General features: G+C 71.8%; 25 protein-coding genes. 16 read left to right on the top strand and 9 right to left on the bottom strand.

Going from position 1 to position 26,957, the window contains the following annotated elements; all coding sequences use genetic code 11:
* Nucleotides 1-48: 48 nt before the first annotated feature.
* From BM290_RS03720 to BM290_RS03710, 3 genes are all read left to right on the top strand, one after another.
* Nucleotides 49-999: an NmrA/HSCARG family protein gene (locus tag BM290_RS03720; protein ID WP_093610029.1), complete on the top strand. Its 951-nt coding sequence runs from the start codon at nucleotides 49-51 to the stop codon at nucleotides 997-999.
* A 35-nt stretch (nucleotides 1,000-1,034) separates the two neighbouring features.
* A complete protein-coding gene (locus tag BM290_RS03715) occupies nucleotides 1,035-1,916 on the top strand; it encodes an ion transporter (protein WP_093610027.1) in 882 nt (293 codons plus the stop codon).
* Nucleotides 1,917-2,095: 179 nt separating this feature from the next.
* Nucleotides 2,096-2,650, top strand: a complete 555-nt coding sequence (locus BM290_RS03710) for a GNAT family N-acetyltransferase (RefSeq protein ID WP_093610025.1) — start codon at nucleotides 2,096-2,098, stop codon at nucleotides 2,648-2,650.
* Between the two features lie 97 nt (nucleotides 2,651-2,747).
* Here BM290_RS03710 and BM290_RS03705 read toward each other — a convergent pair whose 3' ends face one another.
* The 3 genes from BM290_RS03705 to BM290_RS03695 all read right to left on the bottom strand — a co-directional run bounded on the left by BM290_RS03705 (nucleotide 2,748) and on the right by BM290_RS03695 (nucleotide 7,766).
* Nucleotides 2,748-5,828, bottom strand: a complete 3,081-nt coding sequence (locus BM290_RS03705; RefSeq protein WP_093611141.1) for an efflux RND transporter permease subunit — start codon at nucleotides 5,826-5,828, stop codon at nucleotides 2,748-2,750.
* Between the two features lie 133 nt (nucleotides 5,829-5,961).
* A complete protein-coding gene (locus BM290_RS03700; RefSeq protein ID WP_218163276.1) occupies nucleotides 5,962-6,630 on the bottom strand; it encodes a response regulator transcription factor in 669 nt (222 codons plus the stop codon).
* Entirely contained in the window at nucleotides 6,627-7,766 is a 1,140-nt protein-coding gene (locus BM290_RS03695) for a sensor histidine kinase (RefSeq protein WP_093610021.1), read from the bottom strand. Before BM290_RS03695 ends, BM290_RS03700 begins: the two co-directional genes overlap by 4 nt.
* A 176-nt stretch (nucleotides 7,767-7,942) precedes the next feature.
* Between BM290_RS03695 and BM290_RS03690 the strand changes: the two genes are divergently transcribed.
* Genes BM290_RS03690 through BM290_RS03680 form a run of 3 tightly spaced genes read left to right on the top strand, consistent with a single transcriptional unit; the run spans nucleotide 7,943 to nucleotide 10,926 of the window.
* Nucleotides 7,943-8,707: a polyphosphate polymerase domain-containing protein gene (locus BM290_RS03690; RefSeq protein WP_093610019.1), complete on the top strand. Its 765-nt coding sequence runs from the start codon at nucleotides 7,943-7,945 to the stop codon at nucleotides 8,705-8,707.
* 2 nt (nucleotides 8,708-8,709) lie between these two features.
* On the top strand, nucleotides 8,710-9,387 hold the full coding sequence (locus BM290_RS03685; protein WP_093610017.1) for a DUF4956 domain-containing protein: 678 nt from the start codon (nucleotides 8,710-8,712) through the stop codon (nucleotides 9,385-9,387).
* Nucleotides 9,388-10,926 carry a CotH kinase family protein gene (locus BM290_RS03680; RefSeq protein ID WP_093610015.1) on the top strand — a complete coding sequence of 513 codons (1,539 nt, stop codon included), beginning with the start codon at nucleotides 9,388-9,390 and terminating at the stop codon, nucleotides 10,924-10,926.
* Between the two features lie 79 nt (nucleotides 10,927-11,005).
* On the opposite strand, the gene BM290_RS03675 is transcribed toward BM290_RS03680, so the two are convergent.
* Together BM290_RS03675 and BM290_RS03670 are read right to left on the bottom strand one after the other, a co-directional pair.
* A complete protein-coding gene (locus BM290_RS03675; RefSeq protein WP_093610013.1) occupies nucleotides 11,006-12,328 on the bottom strand; it encodes a DUF4832 domain-containing protein in 1,323 nt (440 codons plus the stop codon).
* A 43-nt stretch (nucleotides 12,329-12,371) separates the two neighbouring features.
* On the bottom strand, nucleotides 12,372-14,876 hold the full coding sequence (locus BM290_RS03670; protein ID WP_093610011.1) for an HAD-IC family P-type ATPase: 2,505 nt from the start codon (nucleotides 14,874-14,876) through the stop codon (nucleotides 12,372-12,374).
* A 242-nt stretch (nucleotides 14,877-15,118) separates the two neighbouring features.
* Here BM290_RS03670 and BM290_RS03665 point away from each other — a divergent pair, with 242 nt between their 5' ends.
* The 3 genes from BM290_RS03665 to BM290_RS03655 are packed head-to-tail and all read left to right on the top strand — an operon-like array spanning nucleotide 15,119 to nucleotide 17,492.
* Nucleotides 15,119-16,099, top strand: a complete 981-nt coding sequence (locus BM290_RS03665; RefSeq protein WP_093610009.1) for a glycosyltransferase family 2 protein — start codon at nucleotides 15,119-15,121, stop codon at nucleotides 16,097-16,099.
* Nucleotide 16,100: 1 nt separating this feature from the next.
* Nucleotides 16,101-17,222, top strand: coding sequence for a glycosyltransferase (locus tag BM290_RS03660; protein WP_239143362.1), 1,122 nt, complete (start codon nucleotides 16,101-16,103; stop codon nucleotides 17,220-17,222).
* A 36-nt stretch (nucleotides 17,223-17,258) separates the two neighbouring features.
* Nucleotides 17,259-17,492 (top strand): hypothetical protein, encoded by a 234-nt coding sequence (locus tag BM290_RS03655; protein ID WP_093610005.1) that lies wholly within the window; start codon nucleotides 17,259-17,261, stop codon nucleotides 17,490-17,492.
* Nucleotides 17,493-17,533: 41 nt separating this feature from the next.
* Here the strand turns inward: BM290_RS03655 and BM290_RS03650 are convergent, their stop codons facing one another.
* From BM290_RS03650 to BM290_RS03640, 3 genes are read right to left on the bottom strand one after another with little or no spacing between them, the layout of a single operon-like run.
* The gene (locus BM290_RS03650; protein WP_093610003.1) at nucleotides 17,534-19,012 is read right to left on the bottom strand and encodes a class I SAM-dependent methyltransferase; all 1,479 of its coding nucleotides are present in this window, start codon (nucleotides 19,010-19,012) and stop codon (nucleotides 17,534-17,536) included.
* Nucleotides 19,009-19,824 carry a hypothetical protein gene (locus tag BM290_RS03645; RefSeq protein WP_093611139.1) on the bottom strand — a complete coding sequence of 272 codons (816 nt, stop codon included), beginning with the start codon at nucleotides 19,822-19,824 and terminating at the stop codon, nucleotides 19,009-19,011. Before BM290_RS03645 ends, BM290_RS03650 begins: the two co-directional genes overlap by 4 nt.
* Before the next feature lie 47 nt (nucleotides 19,825-19,871).
* Nucleotides 19,872-20,693, bottom strand: coding sequence for an SGNH/GDSL hydrolase family protein (locus tag BM290_RS03640; RefSeq protein WP_093610001.1), 822 nt, complete (start codon nucleotides 20,691-20,693; stop codon nucleotides 19,872-19,874).
* Between the two features lie 72 nt (nucleotides 20,694-20,765).
* Between BM290_RS03640 and BM290_RS03635 the strand changes: the two genes are divergently transcribed.
* The 6 genes from BM290_RS03635 (at nucleotide 20,766) to BM290_RS03610 (ending at nucleotide 25,438) form a co-directional block, all read left to right on the top strand.
* Nucleotides 20,766-21,092: an Rdx family protein gene (locus BM290_RS03635; protein ID WP_093609999.1), complete on the top strand. Its 327-nt coding sequence runs from the start codon at nucleotides 20,766-20,768 to the stop codon at nucleotides 21,090-21,092.
* Nucleotides 21,092-22,168, top strand: coding sequence for a calcium:cation antiporter (locus BM290_RS03630; protein WP_093609997.1), 1,077 nt, complete (start codon nucleotides 21,092-21,094; stop codon nucleotides 22,166-22,168). Before BM290_RS03635 ends, BM290_RS03630 begins: the two co-directional genes overlap by 1 nt.
* Before the next feature lie 26 nt (nucleotides 22,169-22,194).
* A complete protein-coding gene (locus BM290_RS03625) occupies nucleotides 22,195-22,896 on the top strand; it encodes a TIGR03943 family putative permease subunit (protein WP_093609995.1) in 702 nt (233 codons plus the stop codon).
* Nucleotides 22,893-23,942 (top strand): hypothetical protein, encoded by a 1,050-nt coding sequence (locus tag BM290_RS03620; protein ID WP_093609993.1) that lies wholly within the window; start codon nucleotides 22,893-22,895, stop codon nucleotides 23,940-23,942. Before BM290_RS03625 ends, BM290_RS03620 begins: the two co-directional genes overlap by 4 nt.
* 231 nt (nucleotides 23,943-24,173) lie before the next feature.
* Nucleotides 24,174-24,713, top strand: coding sequence for a copper resistance CopC family protein (locus tag BM290_RS03615; RefSeq protein ID WP_307837927.1), 540 nt, complete (start codon nucleotides 24,174-24,176; stop codon nucleotides 24,711-24,713).
* Nucleotides 24,714-24,724: 11 nt separating this feature from the next.
* Complete coding sequence (locus BM290_RS03610) at nucleotides 24,725-25,438, top strand: YcnI family protein (protein WP_093609989.1); 714 nt, start codon at nucleotides 24,725-24,727, stop codon at nucleotides 25,436-25,438.
* On the opposite strand, the gene BM290_RS03605 is transcribed toward BM290_RS03610, so the two are convergent.
* Complete coding sequence (locus BM290_RS03605; RefSeq protein ID WP_177319569.1) at nucleotides 25,439-25,825, bottom strand: MmcQ/YjbR family DNA-binding protein; 387 nt, start codon at nucleotides 25,823-25,825, stop codon at nucleotides 25,439-25,441. It lies immediately after the preceding gene.
* A gap of 126 nt (nucleotides 25,826-25,951) precedes the next feature.
* Between BM290_RS03605 and BM290_RS03600 the strand changes: the two genes are divergently transcribed.
* Nucleotides 25,952-26,902 carry a sulfite exporter TauE/SafE family protein gene (locus BM290_RS03600; protein WP_093609985.1) on the top strand — a complete coding sequence of 317 codons (951 nt, stop codon included), beginning with the start codon at nucleotides 25,952-25,954 and terminating at the stop codon, nucleotides 26,900-26,902.
* Nucleotides 26,903-26,957 lie beyond the last annotated feature (55 nt).

Genomic DNA, 26,957 nt, shown 5'->3' with positions numbered 1-26,957 from the left:
CGCGAGAGGCCGGAAGGGCCACTCACCAGAACGGAGAGAGTGATCAGAATGAGCCAGCAGAAGATCATCGCGGTTGTCGGCGCCACCGGTGCCCAGGGCGGCGGACTGGTGCAGGCGATCCTGGCCGACCCGTCCGGCGACTACGCGGTCCGGGCCCTGACCCGCGATACCACCTCGCCCCGGGCGCAGGAGCTGGTCAAGCTCGGCGCCGAGGTGGTGCAGGCCGACAACTACGACGAGGAGAGCCTGGTCGAGGCGTTCACCGGGGCGTACGGCGCCTTCCTGGTGACGAACTTCTGGGCCCACATGTCGGCCGACCGCGAGCTGGAGGAGGCCGCCAACCTGGCGAGCGCCGCCAAGCGCGCCGGCCTGCAGCACGTGGTCTGGTCCACTCTGGAGGACACCCGCGACCACATCCCGGTCGACGACGACCGGATGCCGACCCTCCAGGAGAAGTACAAGGTTCCGCACTTCGACGCCAAGGCCGAGGCGGACCGCCTGTTCACCGAGGCCGGGGTGCCGACCACCTTCCTACGCACCACGTTCTACTGGGAGAACCTCGCCAACGGCTGGGGCGCCACCCGCGACGCCGACGGGGTGCTCACCCTGAGCCTGCCGATGGGCGCGAGCAAGCTCGCCGGGATCGCCGTCGAGGACATCGGCAAGACGGCGTACGCCCTGTTCAAGGCCGGCCCGGCCGAGTATGCGGGCCGGTTCGTGCACATCGCCGGCGAGCATCTGACCGGCGAGCAGATCGCGGCCGGACTCTCCCGTGCCACAGGTGAGCGTGTCGTTTACCGCCCGTTGACCCACGACGCCTACCGTGATCTCGGTTTCCCGGGCGCCGACGAGGCGGGCAACATGCTCCAGTACTACACCGAGTTCGAGGACTACTTCACCGGAGTCCGCGACCTCACCGAGGTCCGCCGGCTCAACCCGGAGCTGCAGACCTTCGACACCTGGCTCGACGCGAACGGTCACACCCTGCCCACCAAGTGACATTTCCGCCAGGAAGCACCGCATAGGATGCGGCGGTGCTCATCCGGGATCTCACCGCACGTTGCCTGACCGTGGTCGGCGCGCCCTGGTTCAGTGCCGCCGGCTTCGCGGTCATCGCGGTCAACGCGGCGTGCCTCGGCCTGGAGACCTACTCCGGGATCGAGGCCGCCGCGGGACCGTATCTCCGGGTGATAGAGCACCTCTGCGTCGCCGGTTTCGTCCTCGAGCTGCTGCTGCGCCTCGGAGCCTCGCTCGACCGCCCGTCCCGCTTCCTCCGCGACGGCTGGAACCTCTTCGACATCGCCATCCTGGCCGCCCCGCTGCTCCCCGGCGTCCGCGAGAACGTGACCCTGCTGCGGCTGCTGCGCCTGGCCCGGATCGTCCGCGCCTTCCGCCTGTTCCCCAGCCTCCGCGTGATCCTCGTCGGGATCCGCCGCAGCCTCCCCGGCCTCGGCAGCTTCCTGCTGATCACCGCCCTGGTGATCTACGGCTACGCGATGGTCGGCTGGATGCTCTTCGGCGCGGCCGAGCCCGAGCGCTACGGCACCGTCGGCCAGGCCATGCTCAGCCTGTTCCTGCTGCTCTCCCTGGACGACATCACCAACATCCTGTCGGCCGGCCGGGAGATCTCCGCCTGGGCCGTCCCGTACTACGTCTCCTACATGGTCGCCGCCTGCTACCTGCTCACCAACCTGCTGGTCGGCCTGGTCCTGACCGCTCTCCAGGAGGCCCACGAGGCCGAGCGCGCGGCGACGGCCGGCAAGAAGAGCGGCCCGCCCATCCCGATCGACAACACCCCGCACGTCCAGATAGCCCGCCTGCGGGAGGCCCTCGACGCCCTCGAGGCCCAGCTCCTGACCGGCGCTTCCGCCCCGTCGACCCCGGACATCCCGGCCTCCCGCGAGGCGGTCCACTGACGGTCCGTTCCCCTTTCCGGCCCCGCGGCGGTACGCCGTCGGCCGCCCCACGAACCACCCCGCCCGTGCCCACCACGCGACCACCTGCCCACTCCCGCGCCCAGCGCGCCCGCCGGGCCGGTTGCCCGCTCACCCCGCGGGGCCGCGCTCGTCGCGCCGGGTGCCTTAGGGTCGGGAACGTGACCGGAACTCCTGAGATCACCGTGGCGACCCCGGCCGATCGCGAACGCATCGTCGACTCGCTGGTCGCGGCCTTCCCCGCCGACCCGGTGCTGCGGTTCCTGTTCCCGGACGACACCGAGTACCCACGTCAGGCGGCGGCCTTCTTCGGGCGGCTCTTCGACAAGCGGGTCGGCAAGGGCTCCATCTGGACCATCGGCGGCCTCTCCGCCGCGATCTGGGAGCCACCCACCGGCGGCGACGAGCCGGCCGGCGAGCTCGACGTCCCCGCGGACGCCCTGGCCCGGGTGAGGTCCTACGAGGACGCGCTGCACAGCGCCCTGCCCCGGGAGCCGTTCTGGTACCTGGGCGTCCTGGGCACCCACCCGTCCGTCGCGGGCCGCCGCTGGGGCCGGGCGGTGATGGCCGCCGGCCTGCGCCGAGCCGCCGAGGACGGCCTGCCCGCGGTGCTGGAGACGAGCAAACCGGCGAACGTGGACCTGTACCGCCGGGCCGGCTGGACAGTGGTGGGCGAGTTCACCCACCCCCAGCAGACCTGGGTCATGCAGCAGTGACCCCGACCGGCCGCGAGGTGGCCCGAGGGCGGTGCGGGACAGCTCACGGAGCCGTGCGGCCGGCGCCTCCCGCGGAGACGCCGGCCGCACGGGGTGGTCAGCCGACCGGGAGGGGCTCCGGCGTGGCGGGGGCCGGGGCCTCGACCGGGAGGCGGCGGAGGCGGCGGGCCTCCCGGCGGGACTCGATCATCGTGTAGAGGACCGGGATCAGCACCAGGGTGAGCGCTGTGGAGCTGACCAGGCCGCCGATCACCACCACGGCCAGCGGCTGGGAGATGAAGCCGCCCGCGCCGGTGATGCCCAGCGCCATCGGCAGGAGGGCGAAGATCGTGGCCAGGGCGGTCATCAGGATGGGGCGGAGGCGGCGGAGCCCGCCTTCGACGACGGCTTCGGTGACGGTCATGCCGCGTTCGCGGTACTGGTTGATCAGGTCCATCAGGACGATCGCGTTGGTGACGACGATGCCGATCAGCATCAGGATGCCGATCAGGGCGGCCACGCCCAGGGGCGTTCCGGTGACCAGGAGCAGGGCGACCGCGCCGACGAACGCGAACGGGACGGACACCAGCAGGATCAGCGTCTGCCGGATGCTGCGGAACACCGCCACCAGGATCAGGAAGACCAGGGCGATGGCCACCGCGATCGCGAGGCCGAGCTGCGTGAAGGCCTCCGACTGCTGAGAGGCGACACCGCCCATCTCGTACGAGGAGCCGGCCGGCGCGGTCAGCTTGTCGAGGGCGGCCCGTACCGCCGAACTGGCGGCCCCGGTGTCGTCGCCGACGGGGGTGGCGGTGACGGTGTTGGTGCGGTCGCCGTCGACGCGGGTCCGCTGGACGGGGCCGTCGATCTCGGTGACGGTGGCGACCTTGTCGAGGCGGACCGGGCCGGCCTGGGTCATGACGGTGACGGCCTTGAGGGCGGCGAGGTCGGCGGGCGCGTCCGCTCCGGTGCCGACGACGACGTCGTGCTGCGCGCCGTCGAGCGTGACGCGGGTGACGGTGGCGCCCTGCACGGCCTGCCGGAGCGCGCCGACGACGGCCTGGTCGGTGAGACCGTACCGGGCGGCGGCCTCGCCCTTGGCGACGATGCTGATCTGCGGGGCGCTCTCGGACAGGTCGCTGGTCACGTCGGTGACCTCGGTGACGCCGGCGAGGGCCTCGGTGACCTGTGCGGTGGCGGCCTTCAGGGTGGCGTCGTCGTCGGCGTGCACCGACACCTCGATGCCGCTGCCGCCGAAACCGCCGCCTCCGCCGCCGACGCTGATCTCCCCGGCGTCCTTGATCGCGGCGAGTCTCGTCTCGAGGCTGCTCTCGACGGCCGCGGCGTCGGCGCCGTCGGTCAGGTTCAGCGTGTAGGAGACGCTGTTGCCGCCGCTGCCACCGCCGAACAGGCCGCCCGGGGAGCCGATCCGGACCTGGTACGACGCGACGCCGTCGAGCCCGGTGAGCGCTGCCTCCACCTGCTGGGCGGCCTTGTCGGTGGTGGCCAGGCCGGTGCCGGCGGGCAGGGTCTGGCTGATGGTGAGGGTGCCCTCGCCGGACTGGTCGATGAAGCTGGTCTTGAGTCCGCCGGCCATCGCCGCGGTCGCGACGAGCAGGGCGGCGGCGATGCCGAGGACGGTCTTGCGGCGGCGCACCGCGAAGGCGATCACCGGCAGGTAGACACGCTGGAGGCGGCCCTGGCGCTCCTCGGCCTCGACGCGCCGCCGGTAGGACTCCGGGTCGGCGCCGGCGGCGTCCCGCGGGGCCTTGAGGAACCAGTAGGCGAGCGCCGGGACGACGGTGAGCGACACGAGCAGCGACGCGAGCATGGCCACGGTCACGGTGATCGAGAAGGAGCCGAAGAGTTCGCCGACCATGCCGGAGACGAACGCGATCGGCAGGAACACGGCGACCGTGGTGAGGGTCGACGAGGTGACGGCGGAGGCGACCTCGCGGACGGCGGTGATGATGGCGTGGCGGCGGTCCTCGCCGTACCCCAGATGCCGTTTGATGTTCTCCAGGACCACGATGGAGTCGTCGACGACCCGGCCGACGGCGATGGTCAGCCCGCCGAGGGTGAGGATGTTGAGGGAGTAGTCCTGCGCCCACAGCACGATCAGCGCGATCAGCAGCGACAGCGGGATGGACACCGCGGTGACCAGCGTGGACCGTGCCGACCGCAGGAACAGCACGATGATCAGGACGGCCATCAGCAGGCCGAGGGCGCCCTCTTCGAGGAGGCCGTCGACGGACTCCTTGACGGCGGGGCCGTTGTCGGACACGACGGTGAGGGCGGCGCCGGAGCCGAGGGCCGTGGTCAGGCCGGGCAGCAGGTCACGGACGTCCTCGGAGATCGAGGACGAGCTGCCGCCGTGGTTCATCGTGATGGAGACGCCGAGGCTGGGCTGCCCGTTCGTACGCGTGATGGAGGTTGCCGCGCCTTCGGTCAGCCGTACCTCGGCCAGGTTCCGCAGTTGCTGTGGCTTTGCCCCGGTGTTGATCCACAGCTCTTCGACCTGCTCGATCGAGGTGACCGGGCCGCCGACGGCGAGGCTGAGGTCGCGTCCGCCGGAGCTGATCGAGCCGGCCGACGAGGTGCCGCCGAGGCTGCTCAGCGCGGTGATGATCGCCTGTGTGGTCGCCGGGTTCTTCGGGGTGACGGTGAGGATCTGCGTGCGGGCGCCGGAGACGGTCACCTCGTTGACGCCGTCGACCGCCTGCAGCGCCGGGACGACAGTGCCGGTGAGGGCGTCGGCGGTGGTCCCGGTGGCGGCCAGCGTGATGGTCGGCAGGTCGCCGGTGCTGCCGGTACGGACCTGCGGGTCGACGTCCTGCGGGAGGCGTGCGCCGATCTTCGAGACGGCCTGTTCGACAGCGGCGGCAGCGTCGTCGATGTCGGTGTCGAAACCGAACGACAGCTGAACGGTGGCGGTGCCCTGCCGGGAGGTGGAGGTCATGCTCTCGACGCCGGTCAGGTTCTGGACGGCGTCCTCGAGGGGCACGGTGACCTGCTGTTCGACGACTTCCGGGGCGGCGCCGGGGTAGGTGGCGACCACGCTGACGGCCGGGAACGACAGGTCGGGCAGCAGTTGCTGCTTGAGGGAGGCCGCCGCGTAGCAGCCGAGGGCCACGACGAGTGCGGCGACGATGGCCACCAGTTTGCGGTTGGCCAGACTGAGACGGGCGAATATCGACACCCGGAAAGTGTCGGATCCGCGGGCCGCCGGCATCGTCGTCCAGCGGCGGGCGAACCGGCTACCACGAGTGCGGTAAGCCGGAGGTCCGCAATACCGCCGCCGCGGTCACCGGCCGGGGCCTCTCAGCCTGCTCTCAGCCCCGGGGCACGTCGACCAGGCCGCTCTGGTAAGCGACCACCACCAGCTGGGCGCGGTCGCGGACGCCGAGCTTGGCCATCGCCCGGTTGACGTGCGTCTTCGCGGTCAGCGGCGACAGGAACAGCCGCTCGCCGATCTCGTCGTTGGTGTAGCCGTGCGCGACCAGCACCAGCACCTCACGTTCCCGCTGGGTGAGCTCGTCGAGCGGCACCGAGGTGACGGCCGGTCCGGGGCCGGGCCGGCTCTGCAGGTGGTCGATCAGGCCGCGGGTGGCGCGGGGGGAGAGCAGCGCGTCGCCGGCGGCCACCACCCGTACCGCATGGATCAGCTCGTCGGCCCCGACGCCCTTGCCGAGGAAACCGCTGGCCCCGGCCCGCAGCGCGAGCATCACGTTGTCGTCGTTCTCGAAGGTGGTGAGCACCAGGATGCGCACCCCGGCCAGGTCGTCGTCGGCGGCGATGCGGCGGGTCGCCTCGATGCCGTCCATGCCGGGCATCCGGATGTCCATGAGCACCACGTCGGCCCGCTGCCGGCGGGCCAGCTCGACGGCTTCACGGCCGTCCATCGCCTCACCGACGATCTCGATGTCCGGCTCGGAGTCGAGGATCATCCGGTATCCGGCACGGATCAGCGCCTGATCGTCGGCCAACAGCACGCGAATCACGATTTGTCCTCATAAGGTAGGGTGGCGCGCACGGTGAACCGGCCGGGTTCCTCGCGCACCTCCAGCGTTCCGCCGGCGGCCGTGGCGCGTTCCCGCATCCCCACGATGCCGTATCCCGATCCCGGGCTCCGCTCGCTCCCGGGCGGATTCCGGACGTCGATCGTCAGCGCCCGCCCCGACCAGGCCAGGGACAGGAGAGCCGAGCCCGTGCCGTGTTTGTGGGCATTGGTCAGCGCCTCCTGCACGATCCGGTAGGCGGCCAGGTCGGTGACCGCGGGGAGCTGCCGCTCGGCGCCCGTGGTGTCGACGGTGACCCGCAGACCGGCCGCCGCGACCGTCTCCAGCAGCGCCGGCAGCCGGGACAGCCCCGGCGCGGGCTCGGTGTTCACCACCGGGTCGTCGGACTGCCGCAGCACCCCGACGATCGACGACAGCTCCTTGAGCACGTCGTCGCCGGCGTGCCGGATCAGGTCGAGCGCGGGCCGCACCTGCTCGGGCCGCCGGTCCAGCAGGTGGCTGGCGGCGGCGGCCTGCACACTGATCACCGCGATGTGATGGGCGACCACGTCGTGCAGTTCACGGGCGATGCGCAGCCGTTCCTGGATGACCCGCCGCTGCGCCTCCTCCTCGCGGGTCTGCTCGGCCCGGCGGGCGCGTTCCTCGACCTCGGCCAGGTAGGCGCGGCGGCTGCGGGTGGCGTCACCGAACGCGGTGGCCATCCCGATGAAGAAGAGCGTCGGCAGGCTCTGCAGCGCGACCGGGTTGCCGTGGACGACGGCGTAGCCCCCGTAGACGGCGGCGCCGCACCCGGCGGCGAGCATCAGCGTGGTACGGCGGTCGGTGGTGGCCGCCACGGTGTACGCGACGAAGCCGCTCGCCAGCAGGAGCAGCGGATGCCCGTGGTGGGTGGCGTGGTAGTGCCCGATCAGGCCGGCGGTGACCACCACCAGCAGCGCCCGCGGCCACCGGCGCCGGCCGGCGATCGCCAGGAACGCCAGGACCGCGCCGAGGACGTCGGCGGTGGTGAGCTGCGGTGTCGGGACCCGGGCGGCGGCCATCCGGTAGAAGACGAAGGCGCCGGCGGTCAGCACGGTGGCCACCGCGAGGTCGGACGCGTGCGGGTGTCGGCTGATCATGGCCTGGTCAACGGTAGTGCCCGGGCCGGGAGCGGGGCGTCATCCAGCGGCGGTAGCGGGCCGTACCGCCGCTGAAGTAATCACACCGCCGTCCACCTCGGGTTCATCTCACGTTCCCATGGGATTCACAGGATTCATCGAGGTTGCTCTGTCCTCGCTGTCCCTAGATATGGGGCATGACGTCCCTGCACTCGTTCAACCGGTACGAGATCAAGTACCTGATGCCCAGTGACCGGGTCCCGGAACTGCGCCGGGAGCTGGTCGCCCGGATGGATGCCGACAGCCACGGCGGCGACGGCGGATACGGGGTGTGGAGCACCTACTACGACACCCGTGACCTGCGGTTCTACTGGGAGAAGATCGAGGGGCTGAAGTTCCGCCGGAAACTGCGGCTGCGCCACTACGGCGACCGGAACGACGTCACCGACGACACGACCGTGCACGTCGAGATCAAGCAGCGCGTCAACCGGGTCACCCAGAAACGGCGGGCGGCTCTGCCGTACCACCTGGCCCGCGATCTTTGTGACGGCCGCCGGATGGTCGATCACGAACCGGGACGGACCGCCTTCCTGGAGGAGGTCCTGGAACTGGTCTCGGTGCTCGACCTGCGGCCGGTCGCGATGACCGGCTACCAGCGGGAGGCCTACGTCGGGCGGGACGCCGACGTGGGGCTGCGTGTCACCCTCGACCACCGGGTCCGTGGCCGGGACCGGGACTTCCACTTCGCCGCCGAGGCGGAGAACCGGCTGATCGTGCCGGCCCGGCTGTCGGTGGTCGAGTTCAAGGCCGACGAGCGGGTGCCGTACTGGCTCACCGATCTGGCCGCCCGCATGAACCTGTCGATCGTGCGGGTCTCCAAGTACTGCCAGAGCGTGGAGGCCTTCGGCCGGGTGCCGCGCTCGATCTTTCACATTCCCGATTCCGAGACTGTCGAGGTCTGACCATGCCCTTCGAAGTACAGGACCTGTCCGGCACGTTCAGCGTCGGTGACATCGCTATCGCGCTGTCCCTGTCGTTCGTGCTCAGCGCGTTCATCGCCTGGGTGTACCGGTTCACCCACCGCAACGTGTCGTACTCCCAGTCGTACGTGCAGACGCTGGTCATCCTCGGCATGCTGATCGCGCTGATCATGCTGGTCGTCGGCTCCAACATCGCCCGGGCGTTCGCGCTGGTCGGCGCCCTGTCGGTGGTCCGGTTCCGGAACGCGATCAAGGAGACCCGCGACGTCGGGTTCATCTTCCTGGTGATGGGCGTGGGCATGGCCGCCGGCACCCGCTTCTACACCCTGGCGATCGTGGCCGCGGTCGCGATCAGCCTGATCATCCTGGTGATGTTCCGGTTCAACTGGTTCGCGTCCAACGTGCAGCGGCAGGTCGTCAAGGTGCAGGTGCCGCCGGACGGCAACTACACGCAGAACATCCAGGACGTGCTGATCTCGCTGACCAGCGAGTTCGAACTGATCAGCATCGAGTCGATCCGGGGCGGCGCGCTGACCGAGCTGATGTACACGGTCCGGCTGAAGAAGGGCACCGAACCCGGCGAGCTGATCGGCAGGCTCGGCGAACGCACCGGCGGGCAGCGGGTCACGGTCCTGACCGGGTACGACCAGACGGACCTGTAGATGAAGCGGCGGCTGGTACACCGGATCCCGGTACGGGTCCGGCACTACTGGAAACTGCTCGCCACCTGCGCGGCGACCCTGCTGGCGTTCGCCGTGGTGTTCAGCACCGTCCGGGTCGCGCCACTGGTCACCAGCGCCGGCGACGAGAACGGCGACGAGGTGACGGTGGACATCGCCGGGACCACCGACCTGTTCGACGCAACCACCGCGCACAGCGTCAAGCTGACCTTCCACGACGACGACTACCAGCGGGTGCTCGACGCGTTCTGGGACGACAACGAGAAGGAGTACCTGGAGGCCGATCTGACCCTGGACGGGACGGTCATCCCGAGCGTCGGGATCCGGCTCAAGGGCAACTCGACGCTGCAGAGCGTCACCCGGAACGGCCAGTCGCGGCAGCGCGGCGGCTTCGGCGGCGCGCGGCAGGGCGGTCCGCAAGGCGGTGCCGCGCCACAGGGCGGCGGCGCCCGGCCGGGTGGCTTCATGGGCGGCGGGCGTGCCTCGCTGAAGGCCGAGGAACCGGAGACGCTGCCCTGGCTGATCCGCTTCGACGAGTTCGTCGAGGGCCGGCGTTATCAGGGACACCGCGAGATCGCGGTGCGGGTCGGCGGCATGGGCGGAGGCGCGGCGGTGCTCAACGAGGCGGTCTCGCTCAACGTTCTCGCGGCGGCCGGTGAGATCACTCAGCGGTACGCCTACACGAGCTTCACCGTCAACGACCGCCCCACCACCGCCCGGCTGCTGGTGGAGCACCCCGACGACGAGTTCGCCGGCACCGTCGCCAGCGCCACCGGCCACCGGGGCGTGCTCTACAAGAGCCTGGCCGGTAGCCAGTTCACCGACCAGGGCGACGACCCGACGGAGTACGCCGACGACTTCAAGCAGATCAACCTGAAGGGCAGTCAGGACCTCCAGCCGGTCATCGACCTGATCCGGTGGGTGAACAGCGCGAGCGACGCCGAGTTCGACGCCGGGCTCGGGGAGCACGTCGACGTCGCGTCGTTCGCCCGTTACGTCGCCACCCAGAACCTGCTCGTCAACTTCGACGACATGGCGGGCCCCGGCCGCAACTACTACCTCTGGTACGACCTGGACACCAAACGGTTCTCGGTCGTGGGCTGGGACTACAACCTGACCCTGTCCGGCTCGGCCACCCAGGACCCGGCCCAGTCGGTGAGCATGGGCGGCGGCGGGATGCGTGGCGGCGGTGGCTTCCCGGGCGGCGGTGACCTCCAGCCGCCGGAGGGCATGCCGATGCCGCAGGGCGGCCGGGGTGGCTTCATGAGCGGCCACAAGCTCAAGGAACGGTTCCTGGCCAGCGCCGCCTACCAGGACGAGTACCGGGCGGCGTACCGGGAGCTGTTCAACGAGATCTACGGCAACGCCGCGGCGCTCAACACGATCACCGCGATCACGAAGGTCATCGGCACCGTCGGCGGCGCCGACACCGCGGCCGTCGCGAGCGAGGCCGAGAACCTGACCACGCTGATCCGGGAGCGCACCGGGTTCCTGGCCACCCACGAGTTCATCACCGGGTGACCGGTTCCGTCGCCGGGTGACCGGGGGGAGACCCCGGCCGGCTGTCCATGGCCCCCCATGACAGCCGGCCGGGTCTCCTTCAACGGGTAACGACAAGGGAGACACCGAGCGAGTTGCGGCCGGTGGTCTCGTCCCACACACCGTCGTTGGCGAGCCGGACGGCGTAGGCGGGCGTCGCGGCGAGCTTGACCATCGGGTCGGGCAGGCTCAGCGACAGGGGGTACGTCCCGGGCGCCCCCGGCACGGTGAAGTCGGCTTTCAGGATGATCGCCTTACCGGGCGTCCAGGTACGCAGGTCGGCGCGGAGTCCGATGTACTGGCTGCGCGTGCCCGAGGTGATGACCAGGCGCACCGGACGATTCTGCAGCGGCGCCGCGTACCCCTCGTTGACCATGATGATCTGCGCGGTCGTCCGCGTGCCCGCCTTGGCCGACGCCGGCAGGTCCGACTTGAGCAGCCGGATCCGGTAACCGAGACGCCGGGCCGCCTCGTCCCGCCCGGCCTCGCCCCACGACTCCAGGACACCCTCGTGGAACGACGGGTTCAGGTAGGTCCAGTGGTAGGCGGCCATCTCGTCGTTCGCGTTGTCCCACCCGGACCGCTGCGACGGATCGCAGGTCTCGCCGCCGACGAGAGTGGACGGCCCCTGCGCGGCAAGCCACTCCCGGTCGTCGGCGGTGTAGGTGCCGTAGTCGTCGTCCCCGGCCAGGAAACAGTCGTCGTGGATGCCGAGCCGGGTCGCGTTCGGCGCCAGCCGCCGCTTCATCTGCGGGGTTCGCACCTGGATCGGCACGGTCGCCGGGATCGCCGCGAACAGCGCCGACAGGACCCGCCGCCGGTCCTGCCAGTCGGTCCGGGTGAAGTGGGCGGTGTAATACCACTCGCCCCACTGCCCGATGAACCCCGCCTGCACGGCTGTGACCACGTCCGCGTTCGCCGCGACGATCTGCCCGAGCTGCGCGATGTGCCGCACCGTGCGCTCCGGGGTGGCGTCCTGGTCGGACTCCGCGGTGTACGCGAACCGGACCACCATCTTCACCCCGGCGGCCCGGGCAGCGGTGAAGTCGTCCCGGATCAGCTGCCGGTCCTCGCGGCTGATCGTGTCGGTGCTCTGGTACTTCTCCAGGTAGAAGATGCGGAAGACGAGGCTGCGGCTCTCCGTGGTCCGTGCCTCGGCCAGCGCTGCGGCGTCCAGCGGCACGTACCCCGACCCGTCGGCGAGCAGGTGCGTCTCGGTGTAGGTGAAGAAGCCGCGGCCCGGGTTGGCGAAGACCGCCTCCGACTTCGGATAGAGACGGGTGACCATGGTGGCGGGCGCCGCCACGGCCGCGTGGGCCGCTCCGGGCAGGAGCACGACGAGGGCGGCGGCCGCGGTGCCGGCCCGGCCGAGGAACGAACGCATGGGCCGACAGTCGGCTCGCCCCGCCCGTACCTGAGACAAATGATCAGCGAGGTTCGCCGAGTCCGAGCAGCCGGTCGAAGAGACGGAACCGGAAGACCACGGTCAACGTGACATACCAGAGGATCAGCGCGGGCAGGACCACGAAGAACACCGGCTTGGACGGGCCGATCAGTCCGAAATAGTTCCACAGCACCGGTACGCACAGGACCGCGCTGAACGCCACACACAGGCCCAGCACCAGCAGCGCCGGGCGCTTGTCGCCGGTCGGGGCGGTCCACGCGGCGAACGCCCGGGACCGTGGCGCCAGGAACAGGATGAGCAGGAACGACGCGAAGCAGAAGAACGTCGACAGGCCGGTCTGCGCCAGGATCGTCGCCGACGCCGTGGTGAAGTCGGCGTCCACCCCGTACGTCAGGCCGGTGTACTGCTCGAACTCGCGGACGATCCGCTCCGGGGCGCGGCCGGGCCCGAACCCGTGCGAGATCATGCTGTACAGAGCCGTGTAGATCGCCGTGCCGAAGGTCGCGGTCACCACCGACGCCGGGACCACGAACCGGACCAGGTTGCGCAGCAGGTACGGGTCGGGCCGTCCGCGACCGGCCCAGAACGTGAGGAACACCGTGGGGATGCCGACCGTGAACATGGTCAGGCCCACCTGCGTCGGCGAGTACGGGAACCCCAGCTGCAGCATCGTCACGGCCTGGATGACCAGGCCCTGGCTGGCCACGCGTGCCAGGAAGACGTACAGCGAGATCCCGATGCCGTTGATGATCCTCCGGCCCTCGTGCTGGGCCGGTGGCAGCGCCGAGAAGTCGTCGTCGACCAGCACGATGTCGGCGACGTCCCGGGTCACCGCGCTGCCGCTGCGCATCGCCACGCCGACGTGCGCCTGCTTGAGCGCGCGGGCGTCGTTGACCCCGTCGCCGATCATCGCCACGTAGCGGCCCTGCCGGCGCAGCGACCGGACGACGCGCTCCTTGTGCTCCGGCGCGACCCGGCCGAACACGGCGGTCCGGGCGACCAGCCGGTCCAGCGACGGATCGTCGAGGCCGTCCAGCTCCGTACCGGGAACCGGCTCGCCGTCGCCGATCCCGGCGCGGGCGGCGATCGCCGCGACGGTCCGTGGATCGTCGCCGGACAGCACCTTCAGCTCCACCCCGTCGGCCCGGAGCCGAGCTGCCGTCGCGACGACGTCCTCGCGCAGCTCGTCGGCGAGCACGGCCAGCGCCACCGCCTCCAGCATCGGCAGGTCCGGCCGCCCCGCCGCGTCGCGCAGGCCCGCCTCCGGCTCCTCGGTCCGCGCCAGCAGCAGCACCCGCAGCCCCCGCCCGGCCCGCTCGGCCACCACGGCGGCCTCCACCTGCTGCCGCAGCCGGCCGGCCAGCGCGTCCGGGGCGCCCAGCACCCACGTGCCGGTCTCGGTGACCATCCCGGACCAGCGCAGCGACGACGAGAACGGCACCTCGTCGCGGACCGCCCAGATCGGCCCGCCCAGCGCCCCGCCGATCGCCAGGGCGGTCAGGTTGGCGGTGGTGGCGTTGTGCGCGAGCCCGCCCAGCGCCTCCGCGGCCTCGTTGTACTGGTGCTCGCCGAGCGGGACGATCTCCTCCAGCGTCAGCTCGCCGGTGGTCAGGGTGCCGGTCTTGTCGGTGCAGACCACGTCCACGTTGCTGACCGACTCGACCGCGTTGACCTGCTGCACGAGCGCGCCACACCGGGCGATCCGCACGGCGCCGGCCGTGTAGGCCAGGGCGATGAGAAAAAACAGACCATAGGGTACGAGACCAGACAGCACCGCGGTGATCTGGACGACCCGCAGCACGCTGAAGCCCTCCAGCGCCGCCTGCGCCAGGATGCACCCGCTCATCAGCGCGGTCAGCGCCATCACCAGCCGCACGATGAACTCGATGCTGCGCTGCAGCGGCGTCCGGTCGGTGGTGGCCCGCCGCGCCTCCGCGGTCAGCCGGCCCGCGTAGCTGTGCGGGCCCACGTCACGCGCCTGCTGATGCCCGTCCCCGGCCACGCACAGGCTGCCCGAGCGCAGCTCGTCGCCGGGGTGCTTGACGACCGGGTCGGACTCGCCGGTCAGCAGCGACTCGTCGGCCTCCAGGCGGCCCCCGTCGAGCAGCGGGCCGTCCACCACGATCTGGTCGCCCGGCCGGACCCGGAGCACGTCGCCGCGTACCACCCGGTCCGGGGCGACCTCGACCTCCCGGCCGTCCCGGACCACCAGCACCCCGGCCCGGTCCAGCAGCTGCAGCCGGTCCAGCTTGCGCTTGGCCCGGATCTCCTGGGCCGCGCTGATCACCGCGTTGATCAGGCCCAGGCCGACGCTGATCAGGGCGTCGCTGTACTGCCCCAGGCTCAGCAGAGCGGCGCCGATCACGAAGAGGATCAGGTTGAAGAACGAGAAGACGTTGGTCCGCAGGATCTCGGCATAACCGCGGGAGCCGCCCTGCACGGCGGTGTTCGCCTCGCCGCGCCGCAGCCTCGCGTCGGCCTCCGCCTCGCTCAGGCCCGCCACCGGCGCCAGCGTCACCTGTTCCACCCGATCGAGACTAATCGCCCAAAAGTAGCTTCATCTCGTGTTCGGGCTCCTGGGCAGGCGCGCACCCGCCGGTTCCGTGCGCGCAACCCTTCGTTCGGCATCTGTGCGCCGCCCGTCACCATGTTGCTCGTCTGGGCGGTGTCCGGCATTAACGGCCGCGCCGCCCACCGCCCATAGCTTCGAGTGGATCACGCCCGGCCGCGCCCGCCCCTGGTGGCGCCCCTGCCCAAGCGAGCCGACTCATGCCTGCACACCCGGACGTCAGCGTCGTCATCCCCACGTGCAACCGCCCGGACCTGGCCGTTCGCGCCGTCCGCAGCGCGCTCGCGCAGACGCATCGCGACCTCGAGGTGATCGTCGTGGTCGACGGTCCCGACGACGACACCACCACCGCTCTCGCCGCCGTCGGCGACGACCGGCTGCGCGTCGTCGTCCTCCCCGAACGCGGCCGCGCCCCGCACGCCCGCAACGTCGGCGCCGCCGAGGCCCGCGGCCGGTTCGTGGCCCTGCTCGACGACGACGACGAATGGCTGCCCCACAAGATCGAGAAGCAGCTGGCGCTGGCCGCCGGCTCCACTGCCACCCACCCGATCGTCGCCACCCGGCTGATCAACCGGACACCCCGCGCCGACTCGGTCATGCCCCGCCGCCTGCCCGCCACCGGCGAACCGCTCAGCGAGTACTTCACCGTCCGGCGCGGCCTCTTCTACGGCGACGGCTTCATCCAGACGTCCACCATCATGGCCCCCACCGACCTGCTGCGCCGGGTGCCGTTCACCGTCGGGCTGCGCCGCCAGCAGGAACTCGACTGGGCGCTGCGGGCCATCCGCGAGGACGGGGTGGAGCTGCTCTACGCCGAGGAGCCGCTCGTACTCTGGCACCAGGACGAGGACCGGGAGCGGATCAGCCTGCAGAACCCGTACGACGAACAGCTCGAATGGCTGCGCGACAACCGGCACCTGTTCACCCCACGGGCGTACGCCGCGTTCACCCTCAGCGTGATGAGCTCGATGGCCGCCCCCGGACGCGAGGGCCGCCACTTCCGGGAACTCCTCGCCGAGGCGCGCCGCCACGGCCGGCCCGGAGCGCTCGACTACCTCACCCACCTGCAGATCTGGGCACTGCCCCCGGCCGTACGGGCACGCCTGCGCGACCTCGTGGTGGGCCGCCGCTCCGCCGCCGAGACCCCCACCGCCACCCCCGAGCCGGTCGATGTCGCCTGACGTGACACGGCGGGTGGCGATCTGGCGCAGCGCCATGCTGCTCGGCTCGGAGACCTTCGTCCGCGCCCAGGGCGACGCCCTGACCGGCTGGTCGCCGACCTACGTGGGCGCCACCCGGATCGACTCGGCGCTGTCCCGGCCCGACGACGTCATCGCCTTCCCGGACGGGCCCGCCGGGCGCCGCGAATTCCTCGGCCTGCGGCTCAGCGGCACCTCACCGCGGCTGCGTGCCGTCCTCGCCCGGATCCGGCCGGAACTCGTCCACGCCCACTTCGGCGGCGACGGCTGGCTGGTCAGCCACAGCGCCCGCCGGCTGGGCATCCCCCTGATCGTCACCTGCCACGGCCACGACGTCACCCGGCAGCCACAGAGTTCCGGCCTGCACGGACTGCGCTACCGCCGCAACCTGCGCGCCGTCTTCGACCGGGCCGCCCTGGTCCTCGCCGTCTCCGAGGTCATCCGCGACCGCGCCGAAGCGTGCGGCGCCGACCCCGCGAAGATCCGCGTCCACTACACCGGAGTAGCCGTACCCCCGGCCGTTCCGATCGTCCCGAAACGCTGGGACGTGGCGTTCGTCGGACGGTTCGTCGCCAAGAAAGGCGTCGACGACCTGCTCACCGCCCTGTCCCGGCTGGACAGCCCCCGGCCGCGCGCCGTCCTCATCGGCGACGGCCCGCTCCTGGCCGACATGCGGGCCCTCGCCGAACGCCTCCGTGTCGACGCCACCTTCGTCGGCAGCCAGCCCCCCGAGTCGGTCCAGCGCCACCTCGCCGAATCCCGGATGCTCGCCGCCCCGTCGAAGACCGCGCCCGACGGCGACACCGAAGGACTGCCCACCACCATCCTCGAAGCCGCCGCCCTGGGGCTGCCGGTCATCGCGACCCGCCACAGCGGCATCCCCGAAGCGGTCCTCGACGGACGGACCGGACTGCTCACCCCCGAAGCCGACCCGGCCGGCCTGGCCGCCTCCGCCGCCCGGCTGCTCGGCGACGCCGAACTGCGACACCGGATGGGGACGCAGGCCCGCGAGCACGTCACCGCCCACTTCGACCTGCAGACCCAGACCCGCCGGCTGGAATCCCTCTACAACGAGGCCACGGCGACAACGCCCGCCCGTCGCTAGCCTCGCCGCGCCCGGCCTGCCGCGCCCGGTCTCGCCGTGCCCGGCCTGCCCGCCGTGCCCGGCCTGCCCGCCGTGCCCGGCCTGCCCGCCGTGCCCGGCCTGCCCGTCCGGCCCGCCGTGCCCGGCCTGCTCGTCCGGCCCGCCGTGCCCGGCCTGCTCGTCCGGCCCGCCGTGCCCGGCCTGCTCGTCCGGCCCGCCGCGCCCGGCCCGGCGTGCCTGCCGCGCTCGGCCCGGCGCGCCCCGGCTCCCAGCGCTGTCGGGTGGTGGTGATGGCAGTTCTGCGGGACGGGCTCGTGGTGCGGTGATCGCGGCTAGCGGAGGCGGCGCAGGGCCGCGGTGGCCAAGCGCTTGCCTCGGCGGACGCCGCCCAGGACGGCGGTTGCCGCTCGGCCGCCCGTGGTCGCCTTCAGCACGGTGATGATCTTGTAGGCGCGGGCGAGGTCCGACTGGAGAGTGGCGGTCCTCTGCTCGTACCACGTCAATTGGGATCGGGCCTCGGCCAACTGTGCTGCCAGACGGTCGTGGGAGGCGGTGAGCTCCCGCAACGTCGACGGGGTGATCCGGGTCGCCGGAGGCGGGGTCCGCGGGTGGCCGGACATGGCGGCCAGCAGTTCGGCCGCGCCGTCGGCCGGCCACAGGTGGGCCAGGCCCTCGTTCTGGAGGGCGACGGCGAAGCATCGCAGCGCCGACATCTCACCCATCGCCGCCCCCTCACCCGCGGGACGCGAGCTGGACGGCGACGGTGAGGGGATCGGGTGGAGGTCGCCGTCCGGGGTGAGGAGGAGGGCGTCGGCCGGGACGGTGGCGTGGGGGCCGGACTGCCAGGTGGTGAGAAGGGTGCGGAATTCCGGCTGGTCGCCCGTCCGGGCGGCGGCCAGGAGGGCGTCGTGGAGGCATGCTCCGGCCGGGATCGGGCCGGAGGCGGTGCTGAGGGTCCAGCCCGCGGAGGTACGGACCAGATGACCGTCGGTGAGCAGGCCGTCTGGCAGGGGTGACGGATGGTGACCGGGATAGGCGGCGGCGACGATCCACGCCGGGGCCAGCGCGGCGGCCAGGCGCTGCCGGAGCAGGTCGGCGGCGAGCGGCCGCGGGTCGGCGAGCAGCGGGCCGTCGGGCAGGCCGGCCCGGCGCAGCGCCGACGTCAGGTAGCCGTGCAGATCCGGTTCGGTCAGGGCGTCCTCGTTGACCAGCACCGCCGGTGACTGCGGGGACGGGTAGGCCGACCAGTCCCGGAGCACATCGAGGCCGGCGGACCGCAGGTGGGCGCGCAGTGGTTCGAGGCCGGCGGGGCGGGTCGGGTCGGCGGCCGGGTAGCCCGACCACTCGGCGTCACCGGGGGCGACGGCGCCGGCGTAGAGGCGGTGCAGCCCGGCCGGGTTGGCCAGCGACAGCAGCAGCCGTCCGCCGGGGCGCAGGACGGCGAGCAACTGCGCGACGCCGGCGGCCCACGGCAGGTCGGCGGTCTCGGTGGAGCCGGTACGGTCCAGCCCGTCCAGCGCGACGACGGTGTCGTACGCCGGAACCGCCGCGAGTTTCTCCAAGCTCCCGCAGCAGACCTGCACCCCGGCCCGATCGGCCCAGCGGGCGGCGAGCGCGTCGGCGTCGGGCACCCCGCGCACCAGCACGGTGACCTGCCGGGCCGGGATCGCCTCGACGAGTTCCGGTTCGTGCGGCCCGACGACGAGCACGTGGCCGTGCGCGGTGGCGGCGAGTTCCCGCAGCAGCGCGCCGCGGGCCGGGGCGTGGTCGGACCAGTGCGGCATCTCGCCGCCGAGCAGAAGCGGGGTCATGCCGTCGTCCAGTGGAAGAGGTGCCGAAGCTCGGCAGCGGACAGGAGGCGGTCGGCGCCGAGCTCGTCGACGGCGATGGCGTGGGCGGTGGCCGTGTCGATCTTCGGCCCGTGCAGGTCGGCCCACTGGCGGCGGATCCGGGAGCGGCCGCCGAACAGGTCCTGCTCGCCCTGCAGCTGCATCGGGTCGCCGTAGACGGCCGGCTCGCAGCCGGCGAGGATGCCGTAGAAGACGGCGCTGCACAGCCGGTTCGACGCGATCCGCCGGTGCCGGCGCTGCTCGGCGAGTTGCCGGGCCAGGAACCCGGGGTCGAGGTCCTTCCACCAGCCGCCCCGGTAGCCGTGGCAGATGACTCGGAACCCGGCCTGCTCGTAGCGGCGGCGCACCCGTACCGTGCGGTACTCCTGCCAGTAGAGGCAGACGGTGACCGGCCCGGTCTCGGTGTCGCGGATCTCGGCGATCAGCCGGTCGTGGTCGCCCTCGACGTGCTGGCCCTCCCAGCCGTGGAAGGGGTACCAGATGGTGCCCTCGCGCTCGTCGCCGGCGGGCTCGGGCTCCATGGCGGTCAGGTACGCCCAGGGCGCGCCCACCACGTGCACCTGCCGCCGGCCCATCGACCAGGCCCGGCGCCGGGTCCGCTCGCTCCAGACGAACGTCGGGATCCCGGGGACGAACTCGTGGTCGGGGGCGAGGCCGTCGCCGATGTTCCACCCGTGCTGCAGGTAGCCGTGGATCCGGGGCGGATCGGCCTCGAACCCGCAGTAGCGGGCGAGCACGAAGGAGTGCCCGTAGTAGTGGTTGGCGTGGTGCACGCCCCATCCCACCCTGAGAAGGCGTACACCACGCAAACGTCAGGCGATCAGCCGGTGACGGCGAACAGGGCTTCGGCGTACGCCTTGTGGCCCTCCGGGGTCGGGTGGTACGACTCGGACAGGTTGTCGCGGATCCCGTGGATCCACGGCTCCTTGGTGCACGCCTCGTGCCCCTTGAACGCCTCGCGCACGTCGACGAAGGTGAAGCCGGCCGCGGTGACCCGTCCCTTGATCAGCTCGTCGAGGGCGTCGGCGCCGTCGTTGAGGGCCTTGCGCCGCGCGTCGGTCAGCGCCTCGCACGACACCCCGGACGAGCCCGGCGCGGCGACCAGGTGCGGGTATCCGAGGACGTACACCTTCGCGTTCGGCGCCCGGTCCCGGATCGTCTTGTAGAGCGAGTCCAGCTCGGCCGGCAGCGCGCTCTGCACGGTGGTGACGGCGGTGCCGACCGAGGTCTTGCAACTGTCGTCGGTGCCGAGCAGGCACGTCTGCAACGACTTGGTCCAGCCCGCGTCGTTGCCGCCGACCGTCAGCGTCACCCAGCCGGTCTTCTCGCTCAGCGCGGTGAGCTGCTCGTAGCGCACGTCGTTGATCCGGGCGCCGGCGCAGGTCGCGTCGGTGATGGCGCCGAACGCGGCGACCGTGCGCAGAGCGGCCCACAGGTGCGGGTAGCCGCCGTCCTTGCTCTGCACGCACTCCGCACTGTCGCCGTAGTTCCCGGCGCCGAGCCCGGCAGCGTACGAGTCACCGAGCGCCACGAAATCGCGGGCGTCCACGGCTTTCGTGGCGGCCTCCTCGGCGCCGCCGCAGGCCGTGAGGGCGGCCAGCGCCACCGCGGTGGTCGCGACCGAGATCCAGCGTCGCTTCAAGGCAACTCCTTAACGAAAGTACAGATCCCGTGAATAATGCCTGACGCCCGTGATCCGGCATACTGCTGACCTGTGACATCTCGCGAGCCCCGCCTGGAGATCGAGTACTGCACACAGTGCCGCTGGTTGATGCGTGCGGCCTGGACGGCGCAGGAGCTGCTCACCACGTTCACCACCGACCTGGGCGAGGTGGCGCTCGTCCCGGGCGTCGGTGGCGTCTTCGAGGTCCGGCTCGGCGCGGAGACCCTGTGGTCGCGCAAGGCCGAGGGCGGCTTCCCCGAGCCGGCGCACCTGAAGCGGCTGGTCCGGGACCGGATTGCCCCGGGCCGGTCGCTGGGCCACAGCGATGGTCACAAGACGGGCGAGATCAGCGGGAGTGAGGCAGAGTCGGACGGGTGATGTCCCGCTGGACGCTGTACGTCCCCGTGCTGGCCCTGCTCACCCTGATCCTGACGTTCGGCCGTGACCTGCCGCCGCCGGCCGTGGCCGTGGCGTCGCTGCTGCTGGCCGGGGCGGTGCTGGCCGCCGTGCACCACGCCGAGGTGGTGGCGCACCGGGTCGGGGAGCCGTACGGCTCGCTGATCCTGGCCGTGGCGGTGACGATCATCGAGGTGGCGCTGATCGTCACGCTGATGGTCAGCGGCGGCGAGAAGGCGCAGTCGCTGGCCCGGGACACCGTCTTCGCCGCCGTGATGATCACCTGCAACGGCATTCTCGGCCTTTCGTTGCTGGTCGGGGCGTTGCGCCGGCGGATCGCGGTGTTCAACCCGGAGGGCACCGGCGCCGCGTTCGCCACGGTCACCGCGATCGCCACGCTCAGTCTGGTGCTGCCGGCGTTCACCACGAGCCGGCCCGGGCCCCAGTTCACCCCGGCGCAGCTGGGGTTCGCCGCGGTCGTGTCGCTCGGCCTCTACCTGCTGTTCGTGGCGGTGCAGACCCGCCGCCACCGGGACTACTTCCTGCCGATCACCACGGCCGGCGAGGTGATCGACAGCGAGGAGCACGTCGACCCGCCGTCGTCGCGGACCGCGTTGCAAAGCCTCGGCCTGCTCCTGGTCGCGCTGGTGGCGGTGGTCGGGCTGGCCAAGGGGGTGTCGCCGGCGATCGAGTCGGGGGTGGCCGCGGCCGGGCTCCCGCAGTCGGTGGTCGGCGTGGTGATCGCGCTGCTGGTGCTGCTGCCGGAGACCATCGCCGCGGTCCGGGCCGCCGCCCGCGACCGGATGCAGACCAGCCTCAACCTGGCGCTCGGCTCGGCGATGGCCAGCATCGGCCTGACCATCCCGGCGATCGCCACGGCGATGATCTGGCTGGACGGGCCGCTGCTGCTGGGGCTCGGCGGCACCGAGACGGTCCTGCTGGCGCTGACCGTCGGCGTGGGCACGCTGACCGTGGTGCCGGGGCGGGCCAACATCCTGCAGGGCGGCCTGCACCTCTCCCTCCTGGCGGTGTTCCTCTTCCTGGCCGCCAGCCCGTGATCCACGGCGGACGGTAGATTCCGGCGGTGACCAACCGGCAGACCCAGGCGGTCGTTCTCTTCCTCTTCGGAGGCGCGATCCTCAAGGCGTCGCTCACCGACCTCTATCTGAGGTATGTCCAGGAGGGTCTCCGGCCGTTCCTGATCGCCTCCGGGGCGCTGCTGGTCGTCGCGGCCGCGGCCACCCTCTGGTATGAGTTGCGTGCCCCGCGGGACGAGGAGCACCACGACCATCACGAGCCGCGGGTCGGCTGGCTGCTTCTCCTGCCGGTGTTCGCCCTGCTGCTGATCGCGCCCCCGGCGCTCGGCTCCTACACCGCCGCCCAGTCCGGGACGGTGCAGGTCAACGCCGAGTCCGACTACGCGCCGCTGCCCGCCGGCGACCCGGCTCCGGTGAGCCTCATCGACTACGTCTCCCGGGCGGTCTTCGACGAGGGCCGCAGCCTCGCCGGTCGCCGCCTCCAGTTGACCGGGTTCGTGTCCACCGCCGACGACGGCGCGCCGATGCTGGCCCGGATCGTGGTGAGCTGCTGCGCCGCCGACGGCCGCCCGATCAAGGTCGGTCTCACCGGCGGGCCGCCGGTGGACGTGCCCGCCGGGACGTGGCTGCAGGTCACCGGCAAGTACAGTGACCGGCGCGGCAAGGACCCCGTCAACCGGGCCGACATCGCGTTCCTCGAGGTGGAGCAGTGGCAGCCGGTCGACCCCCCGAAGCAGCAGTACGAGTGAGCGCCCGCGCCCGGATCTCCCTCGCTGCGGCCCTGCTCGCGGCCGGGGCGCTGCTCGCCGGCAACCTGCCCGAGCAGCCGGCCGTCCCGATCGCGGCGGCCGCCCGTCCGACGGCCGAGCAGGAGTGGCCCGCCGCGGCCCGCGCCGACCTGCGGGACCTGACCGTCGAGCCGCTGCTGTTCCTGGACGCGACGACGGCTGTCGGCCAGGTGACCGACGGTGATTTCGTACGGCTGCTGGTGACGAAGGACGGCAGCGACCGTGAGTTGCGCCGTCTGCCGGCCGCCGGCGATCCGCGGTTCGAGGCGATGACCGTCTCCGGTGACGAGCTGATCTGGGCCGAGTCGTCGGCCGGCCGGCCGGTGGAGATCTGGGCGGCGCGCCGCGACGGCGGGGCCGCCCGGCTGATCACCGCAGACACCGGCAACACGCTCTTCTACGGCAACCAGTACGACCTGGTGGTCGACGGCGGCCGGGTGCACTGGGTGGCCGGCGAGGGCGACGCCACCACCCAGATCCGGTCGGTGGCGCTGACCGGCGGCAAGGTGGACGTCCGTGAGGAGCGGGGCCGCTGGTCGCTGTCGGGGTGGCCGTGGCTCACCGACGACACCGGCGCCCAGTCCGGCCAGGTCCGGATGCGGGAGATGACGACCGGCCGGGAGGTGCGGGTGCCGTTCTCCGGCGCCGAGTGGGGGATGTGTGCCCCGGCCTGGTGCCGGGTGATGGTGATGAACGGCGAGGGCCTGGCCCGGATCGACGTGATGCGCCCGGACGGGTCGGACCGCCGCCGGGTGGCCGGGCCGGGCACGCAGGCGGCGGTGAGCGACGTGGCGGTGCTGGACCGGTTCGAGATCCTCTCCGAGCCGGGGCCCGACTTCGACCTCACCGGCACGGCCGCGCTCGTCGTCCACGACCTGGCCACCGGGCGTACCGTCACGCTCTCGCCCGCCGCCGATCTGGCCGCCACCAAGGACGGTGTGCTGTGGTGGTCGACCGGCAGCCAGGAGGCGGCCGTCTGGCACACCCTGGACCTGCGGACCATCTGACTCTGTGGACCCGTCTCTTTTTCTGCGGACGGCCGGGAACCAGGTCGCCCTGGCGGGCGACTAACGGGCGTTGCCGAGCCTGTCGACCGAGAAGGACCTGTTGAACGAATGGACCACACCGATCGGATCCGCGGTCTCCGCCACTCCTCCGGGCCGCGCCGACCGCGGCTGGACCGTCGAGCGGGCACTCGCCTGAGCAGGCCTCTGCTGGCTCTGGCCGCGCTGCTGGCCGTGCTGCTGCCGGGTGTGCCCGCGTGGGCGCACAACGCGCTGGCCGAGGCGACCCCGGCGAAGGACGCCACGCTGAAGAAGTCGCCGTCCGAGGTGAAGCTGCGGTTCCTGGAGAAGCTGAAACCCGACTACACCACCATCACGGTCAGTGACGCCGCCAACGCGAAGGTGGAGACCTCGGCGCCGAAGGTGGACGGGGCGACCGGCGTGGTCACCTTCGGCGAGCCCCTCGCCAACGGCGTGTACACGGTCGCCTACCAGGTCGTCTCCACGGACGGGCACACCGTCAAGGGCTCGTACCGGTTCACCGTGAACGATCCGTCGGCGACCGCGTCCCCCTCGGCCGAGCCTGCGCCGTCACCGTCGGAAGCCGCTCTCCCGTCGGCCGCCGCCACCTCGTCGGCGCCGCCGGTTGCGGTCGATACGCTCGAAAAGTCCGAGAAGTCATCAAATTCTCCGATGTATGGTCTCCTCGCCGGTGTGGTGGTACTCCTCGCCGCCGGTGCCGCCTTCCTGTTCATCCGTCGCCGCAAGGCGTGAAAGGGTCCCCCATGAAGCAGACCGCGCTGCGGCGCGCCGCCACCGTCTCCGCCGTCGCCGCCGCGTTCGTGCTCGCGCTGGCCGGTCCGGCGGCCGCGCACGTGACCGTCAACCCGGGCACCGCGACCCAGGGCGGCTACACCAAGGTGTCGTTCCGCGTGCCCAACGAGAGCGACAGCGAGTCGACCACCAAGCTGGAGATCAACCTGCCGGTGGAGAGCCCGGTCGGGTCGGTGTCGGTCAAGCCGGTGCCGGGCTGGACCGCGGTCGCCGAGAAGTCGAAGCTGGCGACCCCGGTCAAGGTGCACGACAGTGAGATCACCGAGGCCGTCACCAAGATCACCTGGACCGCGGCGGGCGGCTCGGAGATCAAGCCGGGCACCTTCCAGGAGTTCGACGTGTCGCTCGGGCCGCTGCCGGCGGTCGACCAGATGGTCTTCAAGGCGCTCCAGACGTACTCCGACGGCACCGTGGTCCGCTGGATCGACGAGCCGGCCGCCGACGGCACCGAGGCGGAGAATCCGGCGCCGGTCCTGAAGCTCGCCGCCGCGTCGGCCACCGCGGCCCCGTCCGCCGCCGCCCCGGCCCCGGCCGCCGATGCCGCCGCCGACAAGAGCGACAGCGGCAACGGCGCCGCCTGGGGCATCGCCGGTCTGGTCGCCGGTCTGGCCGGCCTGGTCCTGGGCCTGCTCGCCTACCGCAAGGCCGCTACACCGAGCGCCTGATCACCGCAGTTCGTTGTCGAGGCCGGCCGTCAGGCCGGCCTCGATGTCGTCCGGGGCCCGCATCCGCCAGGCGTCGGTGATCAACTCACTCAGCCGTTCGGGGGAGACCTGCCCGAGCCGCAACATCACCAGGGGCAGCCCGTCGTAGCCGGGTGTGGTGAAGAACATGTCGGGCTCGCCGAGTAGCAGAGCCTGCTTCTCCGCTTCGTCGCCGACGAACAGAACCGCCACATCCGTACGGATCACGCGCGGTTTTCCGGGTAGACGTTCCGGATATGACCACACGAATCCCTTCCCGCCGACCCGGAAGTCGAAGCCGTCGCTGTCGATCTCCTCGACCTCGGGCAGGGAGAGGGCAAGCCGGCGCACGTCATCAGCGTCACTCACGGTGGTCATTCTGCAACATGTCTGTCGGCATCCGCGGCAATTGATGCCTTGCCTACTGGCTAGCTAGGCTTCTATTCTCCGATCCAAGAAATAGGAATTGCCCCCTCCCCACACCGGCGGTCCGACATGCAGAAGCTCCTCCTCCTAGCCCTGGTCGGGTTGGGTGCTCAGCTCGTCGACGGCAGCCTGGGCATGGCCTATGGCGTGACCTCGACCACGCTCCTCCTCGCGATCGGCACCAACCCGGCCGCCGCCTCCGCGACGGTGCACCTCGCCGAGATCGGCACCACCCTGGTCTCCGGCCTCTCGCACTGGCGGTTCGGCAACGTCGACTGGAAGGTCGTCCTCAAGATCGGCGTCCCGGGCGCGATCGGGGCCTTCGCCGGCGCCACGTTCCTCTCCAGCATCTCCACCGAGACCGCCGCCCCGCTGATGGCGATCATCCTGCTGGTGCTCGGCCTCTACGTGTTCATCCGGTTCACCTTCCAGGGTCTGCCCAAGGGCCAGCTCGGCAAGCCGTTGCGCAAGCGGTTCCTCACCCCGCTCGGCCTGGTCGGCGGCTTCGTCGACGCCACCGGTGGCGGCGGCTGGGGCCCGGTCGGCACCCCGGCGATCCTGGCCAGCGGCCGGCTCGAGCCCCGCAAGACGATCGGCTCGATCGACACCAGCGAGTTCCTCGTCGCCATCGCCGCGAGCCTCGGCTTCATCTGGGGCATCGGCAGCGAGAACATCGACTACGGCTGGGTCCTCGCCCTGCTGATCGGTGGCGTCATCGCCGCGCCGATCGCCGCCTGGCTGGTCCGCCACATCCCGCCGCGGGTCCTCGGCGCCGCGGTCGGCGGCGTGATCATCCTGACCAACACCCGCTCCCTGCTCCGCAGCGACTGGATCGAGGCCCCGGACGCGGTCCGCTACGTGTTCTACGGCGTCATCTACGCCGCCTGGGCCGCCGCGATCGTCTACTCGGTCCTGCAGTACCGCAAGAACGCGGCCGAGGAGCAGCAGATCATCGCCGAGGCGGAGGCGCTCGCCGCGACCGGCGACGCCCCCGACGACAAGGCCGCCGCGAACGCCTGAGCGGGTGTGCTCGCCGCGACCGGCGACGCCCCGACGACGAGGCCGTCGCCAACGG

The organism is Actinoplanes philippinensis (assembly GCF_900113015.1).
In the GTDB taxonomy this organism is placed as follows: domain Bacteria; phylum Actinomycetota; class Actinomycetes; order Mycobacteriales; family Micromonosporaceae; genus Actinoplanes; species Actinoplanes philippinensis.
Note: the sequence above shows the minus strand (reverse complement) of the source record. Positions and strands in the feature narration are given on the sequence as shown.

Excerpts from the sequence above, each read along its gene's own strand:
- BM290_RS03720 (WP_093610029.1), top strand. The coding sequence starts at position 49 with ATGAGCCAGCAGAAGATCATCGCGGTTGTCGGCGCCACCGGTGCCCAG.
- BM290_RS03695 (WP_093610021.1), bottom strand. The coding sequence starts at position 7,766 with ATGATCAGCCGACACCCGCACGCGTCCGACCTCGCGGTGGCCACCGTG.
- BM290_RS03690 (WP_093610019.1), top strand. The coding sequence starts at position 7,943 with ATGACGTCCCTGCACTCGTTCAACCGGTACGAGATCAAGTACCTGATG.
- BM290_RS03685 (WP_093610017.1), top strand. The coding sequence starts at position 8,710 with ATGCCCTTCGAAGTACAGGACCTGTCCGGCACGTTCAGCGTCGGTGAC.
- BM290_RS03680 (WP_093610015.1), top strand. The coding sequence starts at position 9,388 with ATGAAGCGGCGGCTGGTACACCGGATCCCGGTACGGGTCCGGCACTAC.
- BM290_RS03675 (WP_093610013.1), bottom strand. The coding sequence starts at position 12,328 with ATGCGTTCGTTCCTCGGCCGGGCCGGCACCGCGGCCGCCGCCCTCGTC.
- BM290_RS03665 (WP_093610009.1), top strand. The coding sequence starts at position 15,119 with ATGCCTGCACACCCGGACGTCAGCGTCGTCATCCCCACGTGCAACCGC.
- BM290_RS03650 (WP_093610003.1), bottom strand. The coding sequence starts at position 19,012 with ATGACCCCGCTTCTGCTCGGCGGCGAGATGCCGCACTGGTCCGACCAC.
- BM290_RS03630 (WP_093609997.1), top strand. The coding sequence starts at position 21,092 with ATGTCCCGCTGGACGCTGTACGTCCCCGTGCTGGCCCTGCTCACCCTG.
- BM290_RS03610 (WP_093609989.1), top strand. The coding sequence starts at position 24,725 with ATGAAGCAGACCGCGCTGCGGCGCGCCGCCACCGTCTCCGCCGTCGCC.
- BM290_RS03600 (WP_093609985.1), top strand. The coding sequence starts at position 25,952 with ATGCAGAAGCTCCTCCTCCTAGCCCTGGTCGGGTTGGGTGCTCAGCTC.